The sequence below is a fragment of the Streptomyces sp. NEAU-YJ-81 genome (genome assembly GCF_017592595.1).
Classification (GTDB): domain Bacteria; phylum Actinomycetota; class Actinomycetes; order Streptomycetales; family Streptomycetaceae; genus Streptomyces; species Streptomyces hygroscopicus_B.
Genome location: NZ_JAGFNO010000015.1, coordinates 176,481 through 193,354, shown reverse-complemented (window position 1 = coordinate 193,354; position 16,874 = coordinate 176,481). Strand labels below are relative to the sequence as shown.

Here is a 16,874-nt window from a genome sequence, read left to right as displayed (position 1 = left end):
GCGGTCAGAGGCTGGTGAGCAGGCCGTCGAGCGGGGCGGGTATGCGGTCGGGGTCGAGGGCCTCGGCGAGGACGCGACCGTAGTGGATCTTGCGCCCCTTCTTCGTGCTGAGGAAGCGCCGCAACTGCTGCTGTGAGGCGCGGCCCCGCTGTGCGGGCTGGCGCAGGAAGGTCTGCAGGGCGCGCAGGTCGCCCTGCGCCCGGACGAGCTCCTCCACCCGGGTCACGCCCAGCGCGCGGATGAGCTCATCCTCCAGATCCACCGCGCAGACGAAGAACCGTTGCTGTGTTGGATTGGGCTGTGCCGCATGGGGCCGCGCCGCGTTGGGTTCTTCCGCATTGGCCCGCTCCAAGCCGCGGGCGTAATAGCCACGCTCCGCCTCGTCGCACAGTCCCGTGAGGCGAAGGCCCAGGCCGGATGGCCCGAGGAGGCGGGCGAAGCGCCCGACACTCATCGCACCACCCATCGACAGGACGCAGACTCCTTCGGCCGCCAGGTTCCGGCCGCGGCTCGCGGCCAGCGCGCCGACCGCTGCGACATCGCTCGGCCCTTCGAGCAGGACGGCCGCCCGGACGGGCAGCCGCGCGGCCAGCTCGCGCGCGCGGCCCCCGGGCGCACCGGCCGCCCACGCGACGACCGCTTCCCGGAACGCCCCCATGTCTGCCATGAGAGGAGTCTCCGCCCTTCCCGGCCAGCACGGTAGGGAATTTCCGTCGGCGCGCCGCTCGCCGGTGAGCGGTCGGGCGCGACGGCGCGAACGAATGGAGCCGCCCGCTCAGGCCGGACCGGCTGTGCTGCCACGTACGACGAGACGGGGCGGGAGAACGACCTCGCGGGGTTCGGTACGGCCCTGGTCGAGGCGTTCGACGGCCGCGGCCACCGACTGCCGTGCCTGCTCCCGCGCGTTCTGGCTGACGGTGGTCAGGTCGAAGCAACTGAGCCGGGAGAGGGTGTCGTCGTCGTAACCGGCCACCGACACCTCGCCCGGGACGGCGATGTCGGCGCGGGAGAGGGCGGCCAGAACACCGATGGCGCACTGGTCGTTGAAGGCCACGACCGCGGTGGGCAGCTCGCCACTGTCGAGGAGGTGGCGAGCGGCGCGCTCACCGGCCGCTTCGGTGTTGTCGCCGTGCAGGATCCGGATGTGCGCGCCCAGGCCGTGGCGGCGCATGGCCGTACGGTAGCCGCGGCGCCGGTCGGTGGCGATGACGCCCTTGCCCCCGTCGACGTAGACGATCTCACGGTGGCCGAGGCCGACCAGATGGCCGACGGTCTGGCTCACACCGTCGTCGTCGGCGGTACGGACCACATCCAGCTCGGCGTCGGCGATCCGGCGGCCGACAGCGATCACGGGGGCCTTGCGGTCGAGGGCGGCAAGCGTGTCGGCGGGGGCGGTCGGGCCGAGCAGGATCAGAGCCTCACTGCGGAAGGCCAGCAGGGTTTCGACGGCGGTGTGCTCGTCGCGGGTGCGGGTCTGAGTGCTGAGGACGAGGTCGTAGCCGACCTCCTCGGCGGCCGTATGCAGGTGCTCGACCAGTTCGGCGTGGAAGGGGCTGTGGATGTCGACCATCACGCCGAGCAGCCGGGTGCGCCTGCTGGCCAGCAGGCTGGCGGTGCGGTCCGCCTGGTAGCCGAGGTCGGCGGCGGCCTTCAGGACACGCTGCCGCGTGCGTTCACTGGGGCCGGGCACGCCACGCAGGACCAGGGACACCGACGCCGTGGACAGCCCCACCCGGGCGGCCACGTCCTCCAGCCGGGGGCGCTTGTCCGTGCCACTCCGGTGGCGCTCGGAACCGACGTCACCCACTGATACCTCCCGCGGCCATCTCCTCGCGCAACACCCTTGACACCCCCAGGAAACGCGCCGATAGTACCAGGAACTTAAAGCGCTTTAAAGCCGCGTCTCAAAACCTCTCGCTGTTCCACGAAGTCCACTCCGAAGCGCGTACTCCCTCACGGCTGTACGGACGCCGCCGGTCACGGAGACAGGCCACACCGGATCCACCCTGTTCCCCCCTCCCACCCGCATACGAGGTGCACGAGCCATGAACCGGACATCGACATCCCGCCCCCGCCCCCGCTCCCGCTCCCGCTCCCGCAGAATCGCCCCCGCCGTGGCCCTGACCGCCGCGGCCGCGCTCACCCTCGTGAGCTGCTCCAGCAGCTCCGGCGGCAAGAAGGCCCAAGAAGCCGCGAACAACGTCTCCGCGGGCAAGGCCGACACCCCCCGTATGACGATCGCGCTGATCACCCACGCACCCTCCGGCGACACCTTCTGGGACACCGTCCGCAAGGGCGCCCAGACCGCCGCAGCCAAGAACAACGTCAAGCTCATCTATGCGAGCGACGAGAACGCCGGCGACCAGGCCGGCCTCGTGCAGAACGCCATCAACCAGAAGGTCGACGGCATCGCGGTCACCCTCGCCAAGCCGGACGCCCTGAAGGCCGTGATCGCCAAGGCCGAGAAGGCCGGTATCCCCGTCGTCGGCCTCAACGCGGGCCTGTCCGCCTGGAAGAAGCAGGGCCTGCTGTCGTTCTTCGGTCAGGACGAGTCCGTCTCCGGCCAGGCGCTCGGCACCAGGCTCAACGGCACCGGCGCCGAACATGCCCTCTGCGTGATCCAGACACAGGGCGACGTCAACCTCGAAGAGCGCTGCGCCGGGCTGAAGAAGACGTTCAAGGGCAGGACGAGCATCCTCTACGTCAACGGCACCGACATGCCGTCGGTGAAGTCCACGATGTCCGCCAAGCTCAAGCAGGACAGTTCCATCGACGAGGTGGTCACCCTCAGCGCACCCATCGGACTGACCGCCGCGCAGGCGCTCTCCGAGTCGGGCAGCAAGGCGAAGGTCGCCACGTTCGACCTCAACAAGGAACTGGTCTCCGGCATCAAGGACGGCAGCATCCAGTTCGCCGTCGACCAGCAGCCCTACCTCCAGGGCTACCTCGCCATCGACGCCCTGTGGCTGTACAAGAACAACGGCAACTACAGCGGCGGCGGCGTGGAACCCGTGCTGACCGGACCGGCGTTCGTCGACAAGGGCAACATCGACAAGATCGCCGAGTTCGCCACGAAGGGGACCCGGTGATGGCTAGCGCCCATTCCACGGCACGAGCGGCGAATCCCTCGTAGCCGTCGCGGAAACATCCGCGTCATCGTGTAGCGACAACCTATTGACATGACATTTGAGCCCGGGCATCGTACTGCCCAAGCTGCTCTTAAAGCGCTTTAAGAAGCGCCGTCCCCGGAGTCCAACCCTCACCGTGAAAGGGGGCACCTCCATGCCCACCCACCCCAGCTCCGGCAAGCCCATCTCCGTGGCGGTGATCGGGGCCGGAATGGCCGGCCGCACCCACGCCGCGGGCTACCGCAACGTGAACACCGTCTACGGCGCCGGGCTGCCGCCGGTCCGCCTGGCCGCGATCGCCGACGCCAACATCGAGCTCGGTGAGGACGCCGCCCGCCGCTACGGGTACGAGACGGCGCTTCCGAGCTGGGAGGCCGTCGTCGAGGACCCCTCGATCGACGCCGTCAGCATCGTCGTCGGCAACCACCTGCACCGGCCGATCGCGGAGGCGCTCATCGCCGCGGGCAAACACGTGCTGTGCGAGAAGCCGCTGGCCGGCTCGCTCGCGGACGCCCGTGCGATGGCCGAGGTCGAGCGCACCGCCGATGTCGTCACCGCCGTCGGATACACCTTCCGGCGCTCCCCCGCCATCGCCGCGATCCGTGACCATGTCCGGGGTGGCGAGCTGGGCGACCTCAGCCTGTTCAGCGGCCGGTACTGGTGCGACTATGCGACCGACCCGAACGGGCCGCTGAGCTGGCGGTTCAAGGGCGGCCCCGGCTCCGGCGCGCTCGGGGACGTCGGCGCGCATGTCATCGATGTCGCCGAGTACGTCGCCGGACCCATCGCCTCGGTCTCGGGCGCCTCGCTGTCGACGCAGATCCCCAAGCGGCCCCTGCCGCTGGGCGCGGTCGTCGGCCACAACGCCGCGCCCGTCTCGGACGAGGTGGGCGAGGTCGAGAACGAGGACACAGCGTCCTTCACCGCACGCTTCGAGTCCGGTCTCGTGGGCACCTTCTCGCTGTCGCGCACCGCCTTCGGCCTGCCCAACGGGCTCTCCTTCGACGTCGTGGGGCTGGGCGGCCGGGCCGCGTTCGACCAGCACCGGCCGGCCGAGTACCTCTTCGACGACGCGCAGCCGGAGGCCCGCACGCGCGGCGCACGCCACATCATCGCCGGTCCGCAACTGCCGTACTTCGCGGGCGGCTACCCGATGGAGGCGCCGGGCGTGGGCGGCGGCAACGCCGAGATGTTCACCTACCAGGCCCGGGCCTTCCTCGACCAGGTGGCGGGGGTGGCCGAACCACTGCCCGCATGCGCCACGTTCGCCGACGCGCTGCGAACCATGGAAATCATCCAGGCGGTCGTCGAATCCTCCCGCAACGGTGGCGCGGTCGCCACGGTTGTGCCCCACGCCTGACCCGCCACACCGAAGGAGAAAGCAATGGCCCTCAAGCTCGGCGCCTACACCGCCTGTCTGCACGACCGGACCCTCACCGAGGCCCTCGATGTGCTGCGGTCCAACGGCCTGACCTCGGTGGAGGTCAACACCGGTGGCTTCATCCCCGCCCCGCACTGCCCGGTCGACCTGCTGTTGTCCTCGGCCACCGCGCGTGAGGAGTACCTGGCGACGTTCGCCGACCGCGGGATGGAGCTGACCGGGCTCAACTGCAACGGCAACCCGCTCAACCCGCTCCCGGGGGTCGGGCCCAAGCACGCCGACGATCTGCGCCGTACCATCCGGCTCGCGGGCCTGCTCGGCGTGAAGCACGTCGTGACCATGTCCGGCACCCCCGGCTCTGACCCCGACGCCAGGTACCCCTCCTGGGTCGTGAACCCGTGGGACGGCGTCTACATGGACGTGCTGGACTACCAGTGGGGTGTGGCCGTCGAGTTCTGGACGGAGATCGACGCCCTGGCCCGCGAGAACGACGTCCGGGTCGCCATCGAGATGCACCCGCACAACGTGGTGTTCTCCCCCGTCACGCTCAAGCGGCTCATCGACGCGACGGGCGCCACGAACCTCGGCGCCGAGATGGACCCGTCGCATCTGATGTGGCAGGGCATGGACATCGTCGCCGCCATCAAGTGGCTGGGCCCGCTGGTGTTCCACGCCGCGGCCAAGGACGCCATGCTCTGCCCCGGCGCCGACATCCGCGGCGTACTGGACACCTCGTTCACCCGGGTACCGGCCGACGATCCCGGCAAGGTGCCCACCGGCTACGGGTTCTGGTGCAACGCCTGGCCCAAGGACCCCGCCTGGAAGTTCGTCGCCGTCGGCATCGGACACGACGTCGCCTACTGGACGGAGTTCCTGCGCGCCCTCGCCGAGGTCGATCCCGACATGGCCGTCAACATCGAGCACGAGGACGCCGCGTACTCCCAGGCCGAGGGGCTCGCCCTGGCCGCCAAGAACCTGAACCAGGCCGCGGCCGACCTCTGACCGGCTCCCGCAGGTGGCCCCGTTCCCGCACGTGGCTCCGTTACCCACACGCGGCCACGTTCCCGCGGGCCGGGCACCGGGCCACCCGGCACCACCCACACCAATCGCGACGGAGGACAGCGGTGAAACTCGCCCTGGATCCACAGATGTTCTACGCGACGCACTCCGTGCTGGAGCTGCCCGATGTGGTCGCACGCATGGGCTACTCCTGGATGGAGCTCTCGCCCAAGGACGATTTCGTTCCCTTCTTCGGCCACCCGCGCGCCGACGACGCCACGGTCGCCAAGCTGCGCAAACGCGCCGCCGACGCCGGGGTGGGCATCGCCTCGGTGCTGCCGGTGCTGCGCTGGTCCGGCCCCGGGGAGGAGGAACGGCAGGCCGCGGTCCGGGCCTGGAAGCGGGCCATCCAGATGACCGTCGATCTGGGCGTCGACACCATGAACTCCGAGTTCAACGGCCGCCCCGAGGCGGCGGAGTTCGCCGAGAGCCAGTTCCTGCGCTCGATGGACGAGCTGATCCCGGTCTTCGAGCGCGAGGGCCTGAAGCTGGTGCTCGAACCGCACCCCGACGACTTCATCGAGGACGGCCACACCGCGGTGAACCTGGTGCGCGGGCTCAACCGGGAGTGGATCTCGTTCCTCTACTGCACCCCGCACACCTTCCACCAGGGCAACGACGCCACCGGCATCATCACCCACGCCGGTGAGAAGGTCACCTATGTGCATCTGGCCGACACGCTCGACCACACCGCATCGAACGGGCTGCGCTACATCGTCAACCCGCCCGGATCGCCCGCGCGGGTGCACCAGCACGCCGAAGTCGGCCGTGGCGAGGTCGACTTCGACGAGGTGTTCGCCGCGCTCGCCCCGGTCGGCTTCGATGGCGTGGTGTCCTCGTGTGTGTTCGGCTGGGAGGAGCGGGCAGCCGAGATCAGCGTCCGCCAGCGGGAGAAGGCCACCGCCCTGATCGAGAAGTACTTCGGCTCCGGCGCACTCGGCGGCAGCTGACCCCGGGAGCCGCCGCTGACGTGCCCTGACGCCGACGGGCGGGGCCGGAAGCCGGATCCGCCGCCACCGAAAAGGGCCACCATACGGCCCTCTTCGGTGGGTTCGGCGGCTTCCGGCCGCGCCGGTCGGGCTTCGGCCATTGGCGGCGAAGCCATACGCAGGGCGGCCAGGGAGGGGTCGGCTTCGCAGGCGGCGACGGCGCCCCTCCCCGGACCGGTTTCACGGGTGCTGGCGCTGGAACTCGGTCATCAACTGATCCACCACCACACGCAGCGGCAGATCCAGGGCTTCGGCCGCCGATTCCACATCGGAAAGCTCCGGTTTGACCGTACGGCTCCCGTCTCCGACCTCGGACACCTTGACGCTGATGCGCTGCCGTCGCCCCTCGGGTCCGACGGCCACGGTCACCGACCGGCGGGGAAGGGTGGCCCGTTGCCAGGACGACCAGCGCACCCCCAGCGTGGTGGTGTGACGGAACACCGTGTCGACGATCGCCCCCCGCAGGCTCTCGTCGCACAGGGCGGTGAGGACCTGTCCGTGCCGGCCGTGCCGGGCGGTGACCGGGCTCGTCCAGCAGTCCCAGGCGCCGGCGGCCCGGACCGCGGCGAGCACCGACGGCCACAGCTGCGGATCCAGGTCGTCGATCGTGGCTTCGACCACCAGCACATCGCCGGAGGGCCGGCGGACGGTCTCCTGGGCGGTGCCCAGGACGACCCGGGTGATGTTGGGGCGGTCGGCGGGGTCCCGGGAACCGCCGCCGATGCCGACGCTCCGGACCGTCATGGCGGGAAACGCCCCGGGCCGGGCGAGCGCCGCGACCAGGGCCGCCCCGGTGGGGGTCGTGCGTTCCCCCTCCAGGTCTCCCTCGGTCAGCGGCAGGCCCGCTCGCGCGGCGATGCCCAACACGGCCGGGGTGGGCACCGGCAGCCGGCCGTGCTCGGCGCGCACGGTGCCACTTCCGGACGCCAGTGGCGAGGTGGTCACCACGGGGCTTCCGGTGAGCAGCCCGAGGTCGTCCAGCGCCGCCGCGCAGCCCACGACGTCGGCCAGCGCGTCCAGCGCCCCCACCTCGTGGAAGTGCACCGCGGTGGGGGCGGTTCCGTGCACGCCGCCTTCGGCGTGAGCGAGCACGTCGAACACCCGCCGGGCGTAGCTCTTCGCGTCCGGGCCCAGCTCTGCCGACTCGACCAGCGCCAGGACGTCGTCCAGGTGCCGGTACACCGGAGGTCCCCCGGGGACGCGGACCTGGGCGCGCAGACACCGGAATCCGCCGCGCCGGTCGGATTCCGCGCGTACGGCGACGCCGAGACCGAGCGACGCCACCGCGGCGGCGACCCGGTCATGGTCCGCGCCCGCGTCGAGGAGGGCGGCCATCAGCATGTCGCCCGCCAGCCCGGACGTGGCGTCGATCCAGCACGCTCGCTCAGCCACGGCGCGCCACCCCGAGGATCTTCGCCACATGCACGGCGGCGCCGAAGCCATTGTCGATGTTGACCACGGCCAGCCCAGGGCTGCAGGACGACAGCATGGTCGCGGCGGCGGCGACGCCTCCGGCGGCCACGCCGTACCCGACACTGGTCGGCACACCGACGACCGGGGCCGCGACAAGCCCGGCGACCACGCTCGGCAGGGCTCCGTCCATTCCCGCCACGACGACGAGACAGTCCGCGGCGCGCACGTCGTCCAGCTTCGCCAGCAGCCGGTGCAGTCCGGCCACTCCGACGTCGGCCACCACCTCGGCGCCCACGCCCAGTGCCGTCAGCGTGACCAGGCATTCGCGGGCCACCGGCAGGTCGGTCGTGCCCGCGGTCAGGACCAGGGCTTGCCCCGTCGGTGGTGGCGGCTCCCCGACGGTGACCGTCGCGGCCGTCCGGTCGACGCTCACCGCCTCGCCGGGAAACGCCTCCGCCGCGGCGTCGAGAACCGCTTCCGGGCAGCGGGTCGCCAGAGCCGGGCCGGTGCGGTCATGCGCCCGCAGCTCGGCCAGGAGCCGCAGCGTCTGCTCGGGCGGCTTGCCCGTACCGAAGACCACCTCCGGGATGCCCGTCCGCGTCCTGCGGTCCACATCGAGCCGGGCGTACCCGTCGACTCCGACCACCCCGCTCACCGGCTTCGCTCCACGGGAGTGATCGGAAGGTTCAACGAGCCGGAGCGGAAGGGCTGTTCATCGATCTCCACCTGCTCGTAGCCGGCGGCCCGCACGGCCGCCACCACCGCGGCGCGCTCCCCGGGATCACCCACCCGCACGAGCTCCTCGGCGGCAAGCTGCACCCTGCCGAGCCGCCCGTGGTGCCGCACCCGCAGAACCCGGTAGCCGAGCCGCTTGAGCGCCAGCTCCGCCCTGTCGACCCGCGCGAGCACGGGACCGCTGACGGCCGTGCCGTACGGAAGGCGGGAGGCCAGGCATGGGGAGGCCGGTTTCTCGGCGGTGGGCACGGCCAGGTCGCGGGCCAGCGCCCGGACGGCTTCCTTGCCGAGACCGGCCTCCAGCAGGGGATGCCGTACACCGTGCTCGGCCGCGGCGCGCAGCCCCGGGCGCCAGTCGCCGACATCGTCGGCGTTCGCACCGGACAGCACCGCGGCGTAGCCGCGCCGCGCGGCGAGTTCATCCAGCCGGTCGTAGAGTTCGGACTTGCAGTGGTAGCAGCGGAAACGGTCGTTGCGGCGGTAACCCTCGCGGGCCAGCTCGGCGGTGTCGACGACTTCGTGGGCGATACCGACCGAGGCGGCCACCGCGCACGCCTCCTCGAGCTCGCCGGTGGCCAGTGCGGACGACACGGCCGTCACGGCCAGCGCCCGTGGCCCCAGCGCTCGCGCCGCCACCGCCGCGACCAGCGACGAGTCGACGCCGCCCGAGAAGGCGACGACGGCACTGCCGACGGCGCCGATGCGCGCGGTCAGGGCCTCCAGCGGGGTGGTGGTGTGCACAGTCAGCCCTCCTTGGGTTTCTTCGCCTTCGCGGCGGCGATCAACTCATCCGACGGCCACCCGTCATCGAGCGCCTGGCATACCCGCAGAAACGCCCCCGGGTCACGGCCGTGCCGACGGGCGGCCAGGGTGATCGGCTCCCGCGGAGCTCCACCGCAGTAGACACAGCCCACTCCGATCGCGGACAGCAACCGCGTCGCGGAGCCGTCAGGGTGCCGCCTGATCAGTTCCGTGATGGTGGTCGAACCCCGGACCGGTGGCCGGGGTGGCCCGTCCGCACTCACCGCAGTGCCTCTTGCGGGAAACGCAGGGGCTGGGCGTCCAGCCGGACCAGCTCGCGGGGCAACTGGTACCGGGCGAAGGGCAGGATGGCCACCTTGGCGTCGGGGCCATGGCGCTCCATCGCCGCGGCGAACGCCACATCCAGCGAGGTGGTGGCGTCGATGCCGATGTCGGCCGCCATGGCGAGGTTCTCCTCGAGGGTGACCAGGGTCAGGTGCTTGCGCACCATGACCTCGTAGATCGGGGCCCAGATGCAGCCGGCCCACATCTGGATCTCACGGGCGTGGATGTCCTTGAGCAGCCGGTGGTAACCGGCCTCGGAAGGCGGCATGTAGGGCTTCATCAGATCCATCAGGGCCAGCCCGGGGAAGAAACCCGTCTCGGTCCGCACACCGGGCGACGGGCTGGTGTAGATGACGGTGCCGCCGTCGCGCACCACGTGGTCGGCGGACATGCAGCCCCAGCCGGTGTGGAAGAACAGATGGTCGGTGGGCGCGAACACCCCGCAGATGACGATGTCGGCCGGGCCACTTTCGGCGACCGGGCTGTCGAAGGCGTAGATCTCGTTGAACCGCTCAATGGTCCTGCGGTGCGACACCGGATGTGCCCCGAAGTTCATCTCGATCACCTTGCCGCGGGTGTCGAGCAGGACGTCCAGGGTCGCGGTGAGCCCGGCCATCGTGGCGATCTCATCGATGTCCGAGCGCATCGGTCCGGCCAGCGCCCCGTAGTGCGTCTGGGGCGACATCACGAAGTTGCCGTGATTGGCCTCGATGGTGATGTCGGCGCACACTCCCGGCATGACCAGCTTGCCGCCTCCGCCGTAGCCCCAGTGGTTGGCCTGTGCCTGTCCGATCGCGATCACCACGTCGTGGCTGGTCACGGACTCATGCACCCATGCGGGTGTGCCCCGCGAGGTGATGTCGAGGTGGGTGTAGACGTCGTAGTTGAGGGGGTCGTTCTGGAGCAGCGGGATGCCCAGCCGGGCCATGCGCGCGAGGTTGTCCCGGCCGACCTTCTGCTCGATGTCGCGCTGTGACATCGAAATGACCTTGCCATTACCGGTGATGACGGTGGCCTTGGTCGTGCCCGCCCGTTCGATCTCGTCGAGTACCGCCGGAAGGATCTTCGAAGCCGGTGTGGGCCGGAACTGGTTGTCGATGATGACCGTGATGCTCCGGCCGCCCTCGAGCAACTGCGCGAGACTCGGCCCGGCCACCGGGTTGGCCAGTGCGCGCCGCGCCTCGTCGGTGGTGTTCGGCACCGCGGGGGGTTCGTCGGGGTAGATCGCCGCGAGCAGGTTGCGCTCAGGGATGTCGAGTTCGAGTTCTTCGCGGCGGACGTTGCTTTCGTCGTCCATGACGCCGATGGTCAGCGGGTCCAGCGACTCATAGGGGATGCGCGCGTGGAATGTTCCGGTCATCGTCGGCCCTCTCCCGGCAGTTGGCCCCGCATCGCGGCAACGATGCTCAACGGACCGTACGCTTCATACCATCTGTTCAAGATTTTGGACGCTAGGCGAAATTTCAGACCCTGTCAACGGTCACGATCACGGTTTCCGACCGGCACGGCCGTCTGCGGGAGCGTGCGCCGGTGGATGGGGCCCGACCGGTGGCCGAGCGGAAGCCCGGTGCCGCCCTGGCGTCGCTGGATGATCTCCGCGGCGATGGAGACCGCTGTCTCCTCCGGAGTGCGGGCCCCCAGGTCCAGGCCGATCGGAGAGGAGAGGCGGGCGAGTTGGGCCCCGGTGGCGCCCCGCTCCCGCAGTCGCCCGGTGCGGTCGATGTGCGTGCGGCGGCTTCCCATGACACCGATGTACGCCGCCGGGGTGCGGAGCGCGGCCATCAGAAGCAGTTCCTCGAACTTCGGGTCGTGCGTGAGCACGCAGATGACCGTGCGTTCGTCCACCTCGGTCCGGGCCAGGTAGTCATGCGGCCACGCGCAGACGACCTCGTGCGCCCGCGGAAACCGTCCGGCCCGGGCGAACACCGGGCGCGCATCACATACGGTCACCCGATACCCGAGATCGGAGCCCACGCGGCTCAGCGCCACGGCGAAGTCGTTGGCGCCGAAGACCAGCATTCCCGGCGCCGGTGCGAAGGACTGGACGAATACCGCGATGTCCTCCCCGCAGCGCTCTCCGTGCGCCCCGTAGCGCTTGATGCCGGTCATCCCGTGGGTGAGCAGGCCGCGGGCGTCCTCGGTCACCGCGGCGTCGAGCCGCTCGTCGCCCAGCGTGCCGTCCGCCCGGTCCTGCCAGACACAGCGCCGCGCGCCGGGCGGTGCCGGTCCGTCGATCACCGTGGCGACCGCCACCGGCTCCTCTTCGCCGATCGAGTCGAGCACCCGGGTGACCGAGGAGGCGGGGTCGACACGCTGAATGAGGATCTCGATGATCCCGCCGCAGGTCAGACCCACCGAGAGGGCCGTTTCATCACCGAAGCCGTAGGTCTCCCGGCGTGGTTCTCCGGTCTCCAGGACCTCCGTCGCCGCCTCGAACACCGCACCTTCGACGCAGCCGCCCGACACACTCCCGACGACCTCCCCGGCGGCGCTGACCGCCATCGCCGCTCCGGGCTCGCGCGGAGCGCTGCCGCTGACTTTGACCACGGTGGCGAGGCTGAAGACCGTCCCCTCGGCCAGCCACTGGCGCAGCCGTGGTGTCAGTTCACGCATTGCGGTTCATCCTCCGGCCTTCAGGCACCGGGCGCGTGACGACCGGCACCGGGACAGACATCGAACACCCCGTCAGAGACTGCTGCTGTGCTGCTTGACCCGTTCCTGACGTCGGCCGAAGGACACCGAGCCCCGGGTCTCCGGAACGGCGATGAGCGCGACGACGAACACCAGGCTCGATCCGGCCAGGAAGAGCACCAGCCGCGAGGGAACATGGGCGAGATCAGGACTGAGCAGGGTGACGAACGTCGGCGTGAGACCGCCGAGCATGAAGCCCATGTTCCAGCTGACTGCCGTGCCCCTGGCCCGCAGCTCCGTCGGATACCGCTCGTTCAGGAAGATCATTAGTGGCGCATAGGCCGCGTTGGACAGCATCACCATGATCGCGCACAGCACGGTCACCGTGGCGCCGCGCTCGCCTCCGGCTCCCGTGATGGCCCACACCACGGTCGGCAGGGCGACAAGGTTGCACAGCCCGAATCCCAGCATGGTCCTACGGCGGCCGAGCCGTTCACTCAGCTCCCCCGCACCGATCCCCGCGACCACCACCGCCAGGCTGCAGACCAGCAGGATCATCCCGCGCAGGCTCTCGCCGACGGGCACGATCTCACTGAGCAGGGTGGGCAGGAAGCCGGATGTCAGGTAGTACTGCGCCCCGCCACCGGCCGCGACGGCGATGTTCAGCGCGAGGACCTTCTTGCCCGTGCCGCGGAGGAGTGCACGGAATGGCACCGGCTCGGGGGCCCGGCCGGCCTCGCCCCCGTCCCAGGCCGGTGATTCGTCGACCTTCCTGGAGACGAACAGACTCAGCAACGCCCCGGCGAGCCCGCAGAAGAACAGCACCCGCCAACCCCACACCTCGAAGGCCGGGCCGGGGAACACGGCGGAGACGGCGATGTACGCCACACTGGCCAGCGCCGCACCCAGGCCCGCCCCACCAACACCGATCAGTCCACTCATCAGACCTCGCCGGCGCGGGCCGATGCTCTCCGTGCCCAAAGTGTGCGTGGTCGCGGTGACGCCGCCGACGAACAGGCCCTGGGCCACCCGGAGGGTCAGGAAGAGGACGGGAGCGAACACGCCGACCACGGCATAACTCGGCACGAGTCCCATGGCCGCCGTGGTCAGGCCCACACCGCTCATCACCACCACCATGGCCTTCTTGCGGCCCCTGCGGTCGGCCACCTCACCGAAGATCGCGGCGCCGACCGGACGCATGATCACCGTGACGGCGAACGAACCGAACACCGCGGCGATACCGAGAGTCGGATTCGAGGTCGGAAAGATACTCTTGCTGACCGGCCCTGCGACGTAGAGCAGCAGAAACAGATCGAACAGGTCGAACGACCATCCTGCGACCGACGCGAATATCGCGGCTCTGGGCGACTTTGAGTGCTCCTGGGTGGCGGGAGTCAAGGTGCTCTCCTCAATGTCGGAGTGTGGTAGGGGTGGGCCCCGTGGTTTCGGCGGGAATCCGGGGGCGTCGCGGTCGGCGACGAGGGGTGGCACTGACACCTGGGTCCTAACGCTCCTTCTCGCGGCCGCCGCGCCGACGCCTTCCGCCCCTGCGCAGCAGCCGCTTGACGCGGTCGAGCAGAGGGGCGAACACCAGGCTCAAGGCGCTGGGGGCCTTCACCGGGCCGGACGGGGCCTGCCCGGATGCCGCCGCTTCGGTGACGGCGTCGGCGAACTGCTCGAACATCCGGCGGCTGACGTCACCGGCGAGAGCGCGCCCGAACTGGGCGATGCGGCCGGTGAGATAGACCTTGGCGTCGGCGTGCATGGCGGTGCCGGTCTCCGTGGCCTCGGTGGTCAGGGTGATGTCCGCCTGTGTCTGCGCTCCACCGGTGTCCTGCCCTTGCGCGATGGCCCGCAGCCGACCGGCCGCACGGTCGTGTTCGAGGATCTGCGCCACCCCGTTGAACGTCAGCTTGACCGGTCCCACGGAGACCCGGGCCCGGCCCGCGTAGTGGCCATGGCCGTAGTCATCGGTGAGCTCCGCGCCCGGCAGACAACGCGCCAGCAGGTGGATGTCGTCGAGAACGCCCCAGACCCTGTCCTCGGGCAGGTCGATCCCCGTGGTGATCCGCACCGCGATCGTGGGATCGCCGCCGGGCAGCACGATGTCCTGGGTGCCCGACGACGCCGCGTTCTCGGTCTCGTCCGGGCCGTCGGACGCGTCCGCGCCCTGCCCGGAACGGCCGACGAGCGCCGTGCGCCCGCAGTTGCCCGGCGCGGGGACGCCCTCGGGGTGTGCGCGCCGGGTCTCGTCCACCGCGGTGAGGATGTTCCGGTACCCGGTGCAGCGGCAGATGACGCCCGACAGTTCCTCCGGCAGCTCTTCCTCGGTGACGTCCGGCTGGTTGGTCAGCAGGTCGTAGGAGCTCATCAGGAATCCGGGGGTGCAGAAGCCACATTGCAGGGCGTGGTGACGCCCGAACGACTCCTGCAGCGGGTGCAGGGCGTCGGGTCGTCCCAGGCCCTCGACGGTGACGATGTCCGCCCCGTCCAGCTGCACGGCGAACAGCAGACAGGCGCGGGCGGCCTCGCCGTCGACGAGCACGGTGCACATACCGCAGACCCCGTGCTCGCAGCCGACATGCGTACCGGTGAGGCCGAGGTGGTCACGCAGCGCGTCGGCGAGGGTGACCCGCGCCGGGAGACTGAGCGCCGTGGGCGTCCCGTTGACGGTCATGCGGACCTCGACCGGATCGTCCGCGCCCGCCTTCACCGGGCGCGGCGTGAGGGGCCCCGCCTCACCACGGTTCGCTGCTTCGTTGACACTCACGTGGCCACCTCCTCGGCGCCGTCGCGGGCGCGTTCGTAAGCCTTGGACAGTTCCCGGCCGGCCAGGGCGAGAAGCAGCCGACGCCGGTAGTCCCTGGATGCGTGGATGTCGCCGTCGGTGTCGACGATCTCGTCGGCGACAGCGGAGAGCGGCCCCTTGAACCGGTCCGCGGGCGCGTCGCCGCTGTCGGTGACCGCGGCGGCGAGCTGTTCGGAGACGTCACGGGTGACCGGCCGGTCGGACACGCCGAACGATGTCAGCGTCGCCTCCGGACGGCCGGCGCGCAGACGTACCCTCACGGCGACGCCCGCGAGCGCGAAGTCGCCATGGCGACGGGCGATTTCGGCGAATCCGAACCCCTCCCCCTCCGCGGCCACGGGCAGCCGTACGGAGGTGAGGATCTCGTCGGGGGTCAGCGCGGTGGTCATCGCGCCGTGGAAGAACTCCCGGGCGGACACGCGCCGGTGGCCGTTGGGCCCGGTCAGCGTCAACTCCGCGTCGAGGCAGCAGGCCACGGCGGGCAGCTCGGCGGCCGGGTCGGCGTGGGCGAGGCTGCCGCACACCGTCCCCCGGCTGCGCAGTTCGCGGTGGCCCACCCAGGGCAGCGCCAGGCGCAGCAAGGGAACACTTCCGCTGAGCGGGTCCCGCTCCACACGGCGCTGCCTTACGACCGCGCCGATGTGCAGGGCCGGCCCGGAGCGGGTCAGCGCCCCGAGTTCCTCGATGGAGTTGATGTCGATCAGCGTGTCGGGGCGGGCGAGCCGCATGGCGAGCACCGGTGCCAGCGACTGCCCACCCGCGATGACCTTGCCGCCCCCGCGGGTCTCCGCCAGCTCGGCGATCGCGTCGGACAGACGCGAGGGACGAACGTAGGCGAACGGTGCGGCTTTCATGGATCAGATCACCGGCCCTGGAACTTCGGGGCACGCTTCTCGCCGAACGCGGCGACGCCCTCGGCGAAGTCGTGGCTCGACCGCAGCATCGCGTACGCCTTGCGCTCCAGCTCGATCCCGGAGTAGAGCGGTGCGTCGACCCCCTTGTCCAGGACCTCCTTGGCGGTGCGCAAGGCCAGTGGCGAGTAGCCCAGCATCGTCTTCAGCACCCGCTCGACCTCCGCGTCCAGCGCCACGCGATCGGGCACCACGGCCGACACCAGGCCCCAGTCCCCGGCCTGCCGCGCCGTGATGCGGGTGGCCGTCATGACGTGGTACTTGGCGCGGGAGAGACCGATGAGCCGGGCGAGGCGCTGGGTGCCGCCGGAGCCGGGGATCATGCCCAGGCGCATCTCCGGAAGGGCGAACTGGCTGCGCTCGGTGGCGATACGGATGTCCGTGGAAAGCGCGAGCTCGAAGCCGACACCGAAGCAGTAGCCGTCGACCGCGGTGATGACCGGCTTCGGGCTGCGGGACGGAGCCGTGATGTTCTGACCCAGGTCGGTGAGGTCGGCAGGCTCCACCTCCATGAAGCCTTGGATGTCGCCACCCGAGGTGAAGTGCTCGCCCTCGGCCCGGATGACCACGGCCTGGATGTCCTGGTCCGCGTCGATCTCGGCGAAGCGGTCGGCCATCACCTGGCGGGTCTCCATGGTGACGATGTTGTACTTGCCATGCTCGAGGGTCAGGTAGGCGACACGTCCGTCGTGGCCGCGGTCCAGCCTGATCTGGCCTCCGGTCAGTGCCATG

General features: G+C 70.6%; 15 protein-coding genes. 4 read left to right on the top strand and 11 right to left on the bottom strand.

What is annotated here, in order from left to right; genetic code table 11:
* Positions 1 to 4: 4 nt before the first annotated feature.
* Positions 5 to 667 carry a TOPRIM nucleotidyl transferase/hydrolase domain-containing protein gene (locus tag J5X86_RS28730; RefSeq protein ID WP_208519610.1) on the bottom strand — a complete coding sequence of 221 codons (663 nt, stop codon included), beginning with the start codon at positions 665 to 667 and terminating at the stop codon, positions 5 to 7.
* A 108-nt stretch (positions 668 to 775) separates the two neighbouring features.
* Positions 776 to 1,807 carry a LacI family DNA-binding transcriptional regulator gene (locus tag J5X86_RS28725; RefSeq protein WP_208519609.1) on the bottom strand — a complete coding sequence of 344 codons (1,032 nt, stop codon included), beginning with the start codon at positions 1,805 to 1,807 and terminating at the stop codon, positions 776 to 778.
* Between the two features lie 238 nt (positions 1,808 to 2,045).
* Between J5X86_RS28725 and J5X86_RS28720 the strand changes: the two genes are divergently transcribed.
* The 4 genes from J5X86_RS28720 (at position 2,046) to J5X86_RS28705 (ending at position 6,518) form a co-directional block, all read left to right on the top strand.
* A complete protein-coding gene (locus J5X86_RS28720; RefSeq protein WP_208519608.1) occupies positions 2,046 to 3,089 on the top strand; it encodes a substrate-binding domain-containing protein in 1,044 nt (347 codons plus the stop codon).
* 193 nt (positions 3,090 to 3,282) lie between these two features.
* Positions 3,283 to 4,488, top strand: a complete 1,206-nt coding sequence (locus J5X86_RS28715; RefSeq protein ID WP_208519607.1) for a Gfo/Idh/MocA family protein — start codon at positions 3,283 to 3,285, stop codon at positions 4,486 to 4,488.
* A gap of 24 nt (positions 4,489 to 4,512) precedes the next feature.
* Positions 4,513 to 5,511, top strand: coding sequence for a sugar phosphate isomerase/epimerase (locus J5X86_RS28710; protein ID WP_208519606.1), 999 nt, complete (start codon positions 4,513 to 4,515; stop codon positions 5,509 to 5,511).
* Between the two features lie 122 nt (positions 5,512 to 5,633).
* A complete protein-coding gene (locus J5X86_RS28705) occupies positions 5,634 to 6,518 on the top strand; it encodes a sugar phosphate isomerase/epimerase (RefSeq protein WP_208519605.1) in 885 nt (294 codons plus the stop codon).
* A gap of 219 nt (positions 6,519 to 6,737) precedes the next feature.
* Here J5X86_RS28705 and larC read toward each other — a convergent pair whose 3' ends face one another.
* The 9 genes from larC to J5X86_RS28660 form a co-directional block, all read right to left on the bottom strand.
* Positions 6,738 to 7,949: a nickel pincer cofactor biosynthesis protein LarC gene (gene larC / locus J5X86_RS28700; RefSeq protein ID WP_308124763.1), complete on the bottom strand. Its 1,212-nt coding sequence runs from the start codon at positions 7,947 to 7,949 to the stop codon at positions 6,738 to 6,740.
* The gene (gene larB, locus J5X86_RS28695; RefSeq protein WP_208519603.1) at positions 7,942 to 8,625 is read right to left on the bottom strand and encodes a nickel pincer cofactor biosynthesis protein LarB; all 684 of its coding nucleotides are present in this window, start codon (positions 8,623 to 8,625) and stop codon (positions 7,942 to 7,944) included. The genes larC and larB overlap by 8 nt, the downstream gene beginning before the upstream one ends.
* A complete protein-coding gene (gene larE / locus J5X86_RS28690; protein WP_208519602.1) occupies positions 8,622 to 9,446 on the bottom strand; it encodes an ATP-dependent sacrificial sulfur transferase LarE in 825 nt (274 codons plus the stop codon). Before larE ends, larB begins: the two co-directional genes overlap by 4 nt.
* Positions 9,447 to 9,726: 280 nt before the next feature.
* Positions 9,727 to 11,151, bottom strand: a complete 1,425-nt coding sequence (locus J5X86_RS28685; protein ID WP_208519601.1) for a lactate racemase domain-containing protein — start codon at positions 11,149 to 11,151, stop codon at positions 9,727 to 9,729.
* A gap of 113 nt (positions 11,152 to 11,264) precedes the next feature.
* On the bottom strand, positions 11,265 to 12,404 hold the full coding sequence (locus tag J5X86_RS28680; RefSeq protein WP_208519600.1) for an XdhC/CoxI family protein: 1,140 nt from the start codon (positions 12,402 to 12,404) through the stop codon (positions 11,265 to 11,267).
* Positions 12,405 to 12,476: 72 nt separating this feature from the next.
* Positions 12,477 to 13,820 carry an MFS transporter gene (locus tag J5X86_RS28675; RefSeq protein WP_243981696.1) on the bottom strand — a complete coding sequence of 448 codons (1,344 nt, stop codon included), beginning with the start codon at positions 13,818 to 13,820 and terminating at the stop codon, positions 12,477 to 12,479.
* A gap of 106 nt (positions 13,821 to 13,926) precedes the next feature.
* A complete protein-coding gene (locus J5X86_RS28670) occupies positions 13,927 to 15,192 on the bottom strand; it encodes a 2Fe-2S iron-sulfur cluster-binding protein (protein ID WP_208519599.1) in 1,266 nt (421 codons plus the stop codon).
* A complete protein-coding gene (locus tag J5X86_RS28665) occupies positions 15,189 to 16,085 on the bottom strand; it encodes a xanthine dehydrogenase family protein subunit M (RefSeq protein WP_208519598.1) in 897 nt (298 codons plus the stop codon). The genes J5X86_RS28670 and J5X86_RS28665 overlap by 4 nt, the downstream gene beginning before the upstream one ends.
* A gap of 8 nt (positions 16,086 to 16,093) precedes the next feature.
* Positions 16,094 to 16,873 carry an enoyl-CoA hydratase/isomerase family protein gene (locus tag J5X86_RS28660; protein ID WP_208519597.1) on the bottom strand — a complete coding sequence of 260 codons (780 nt, stop codon included), beginning with the start codon at positions 16,871 to 16,873 and terminating at the stop codon, positions 16,094 to 16,096.
* Between the last annotated feature and the right edge of the window lies 1 nt (position 16,874).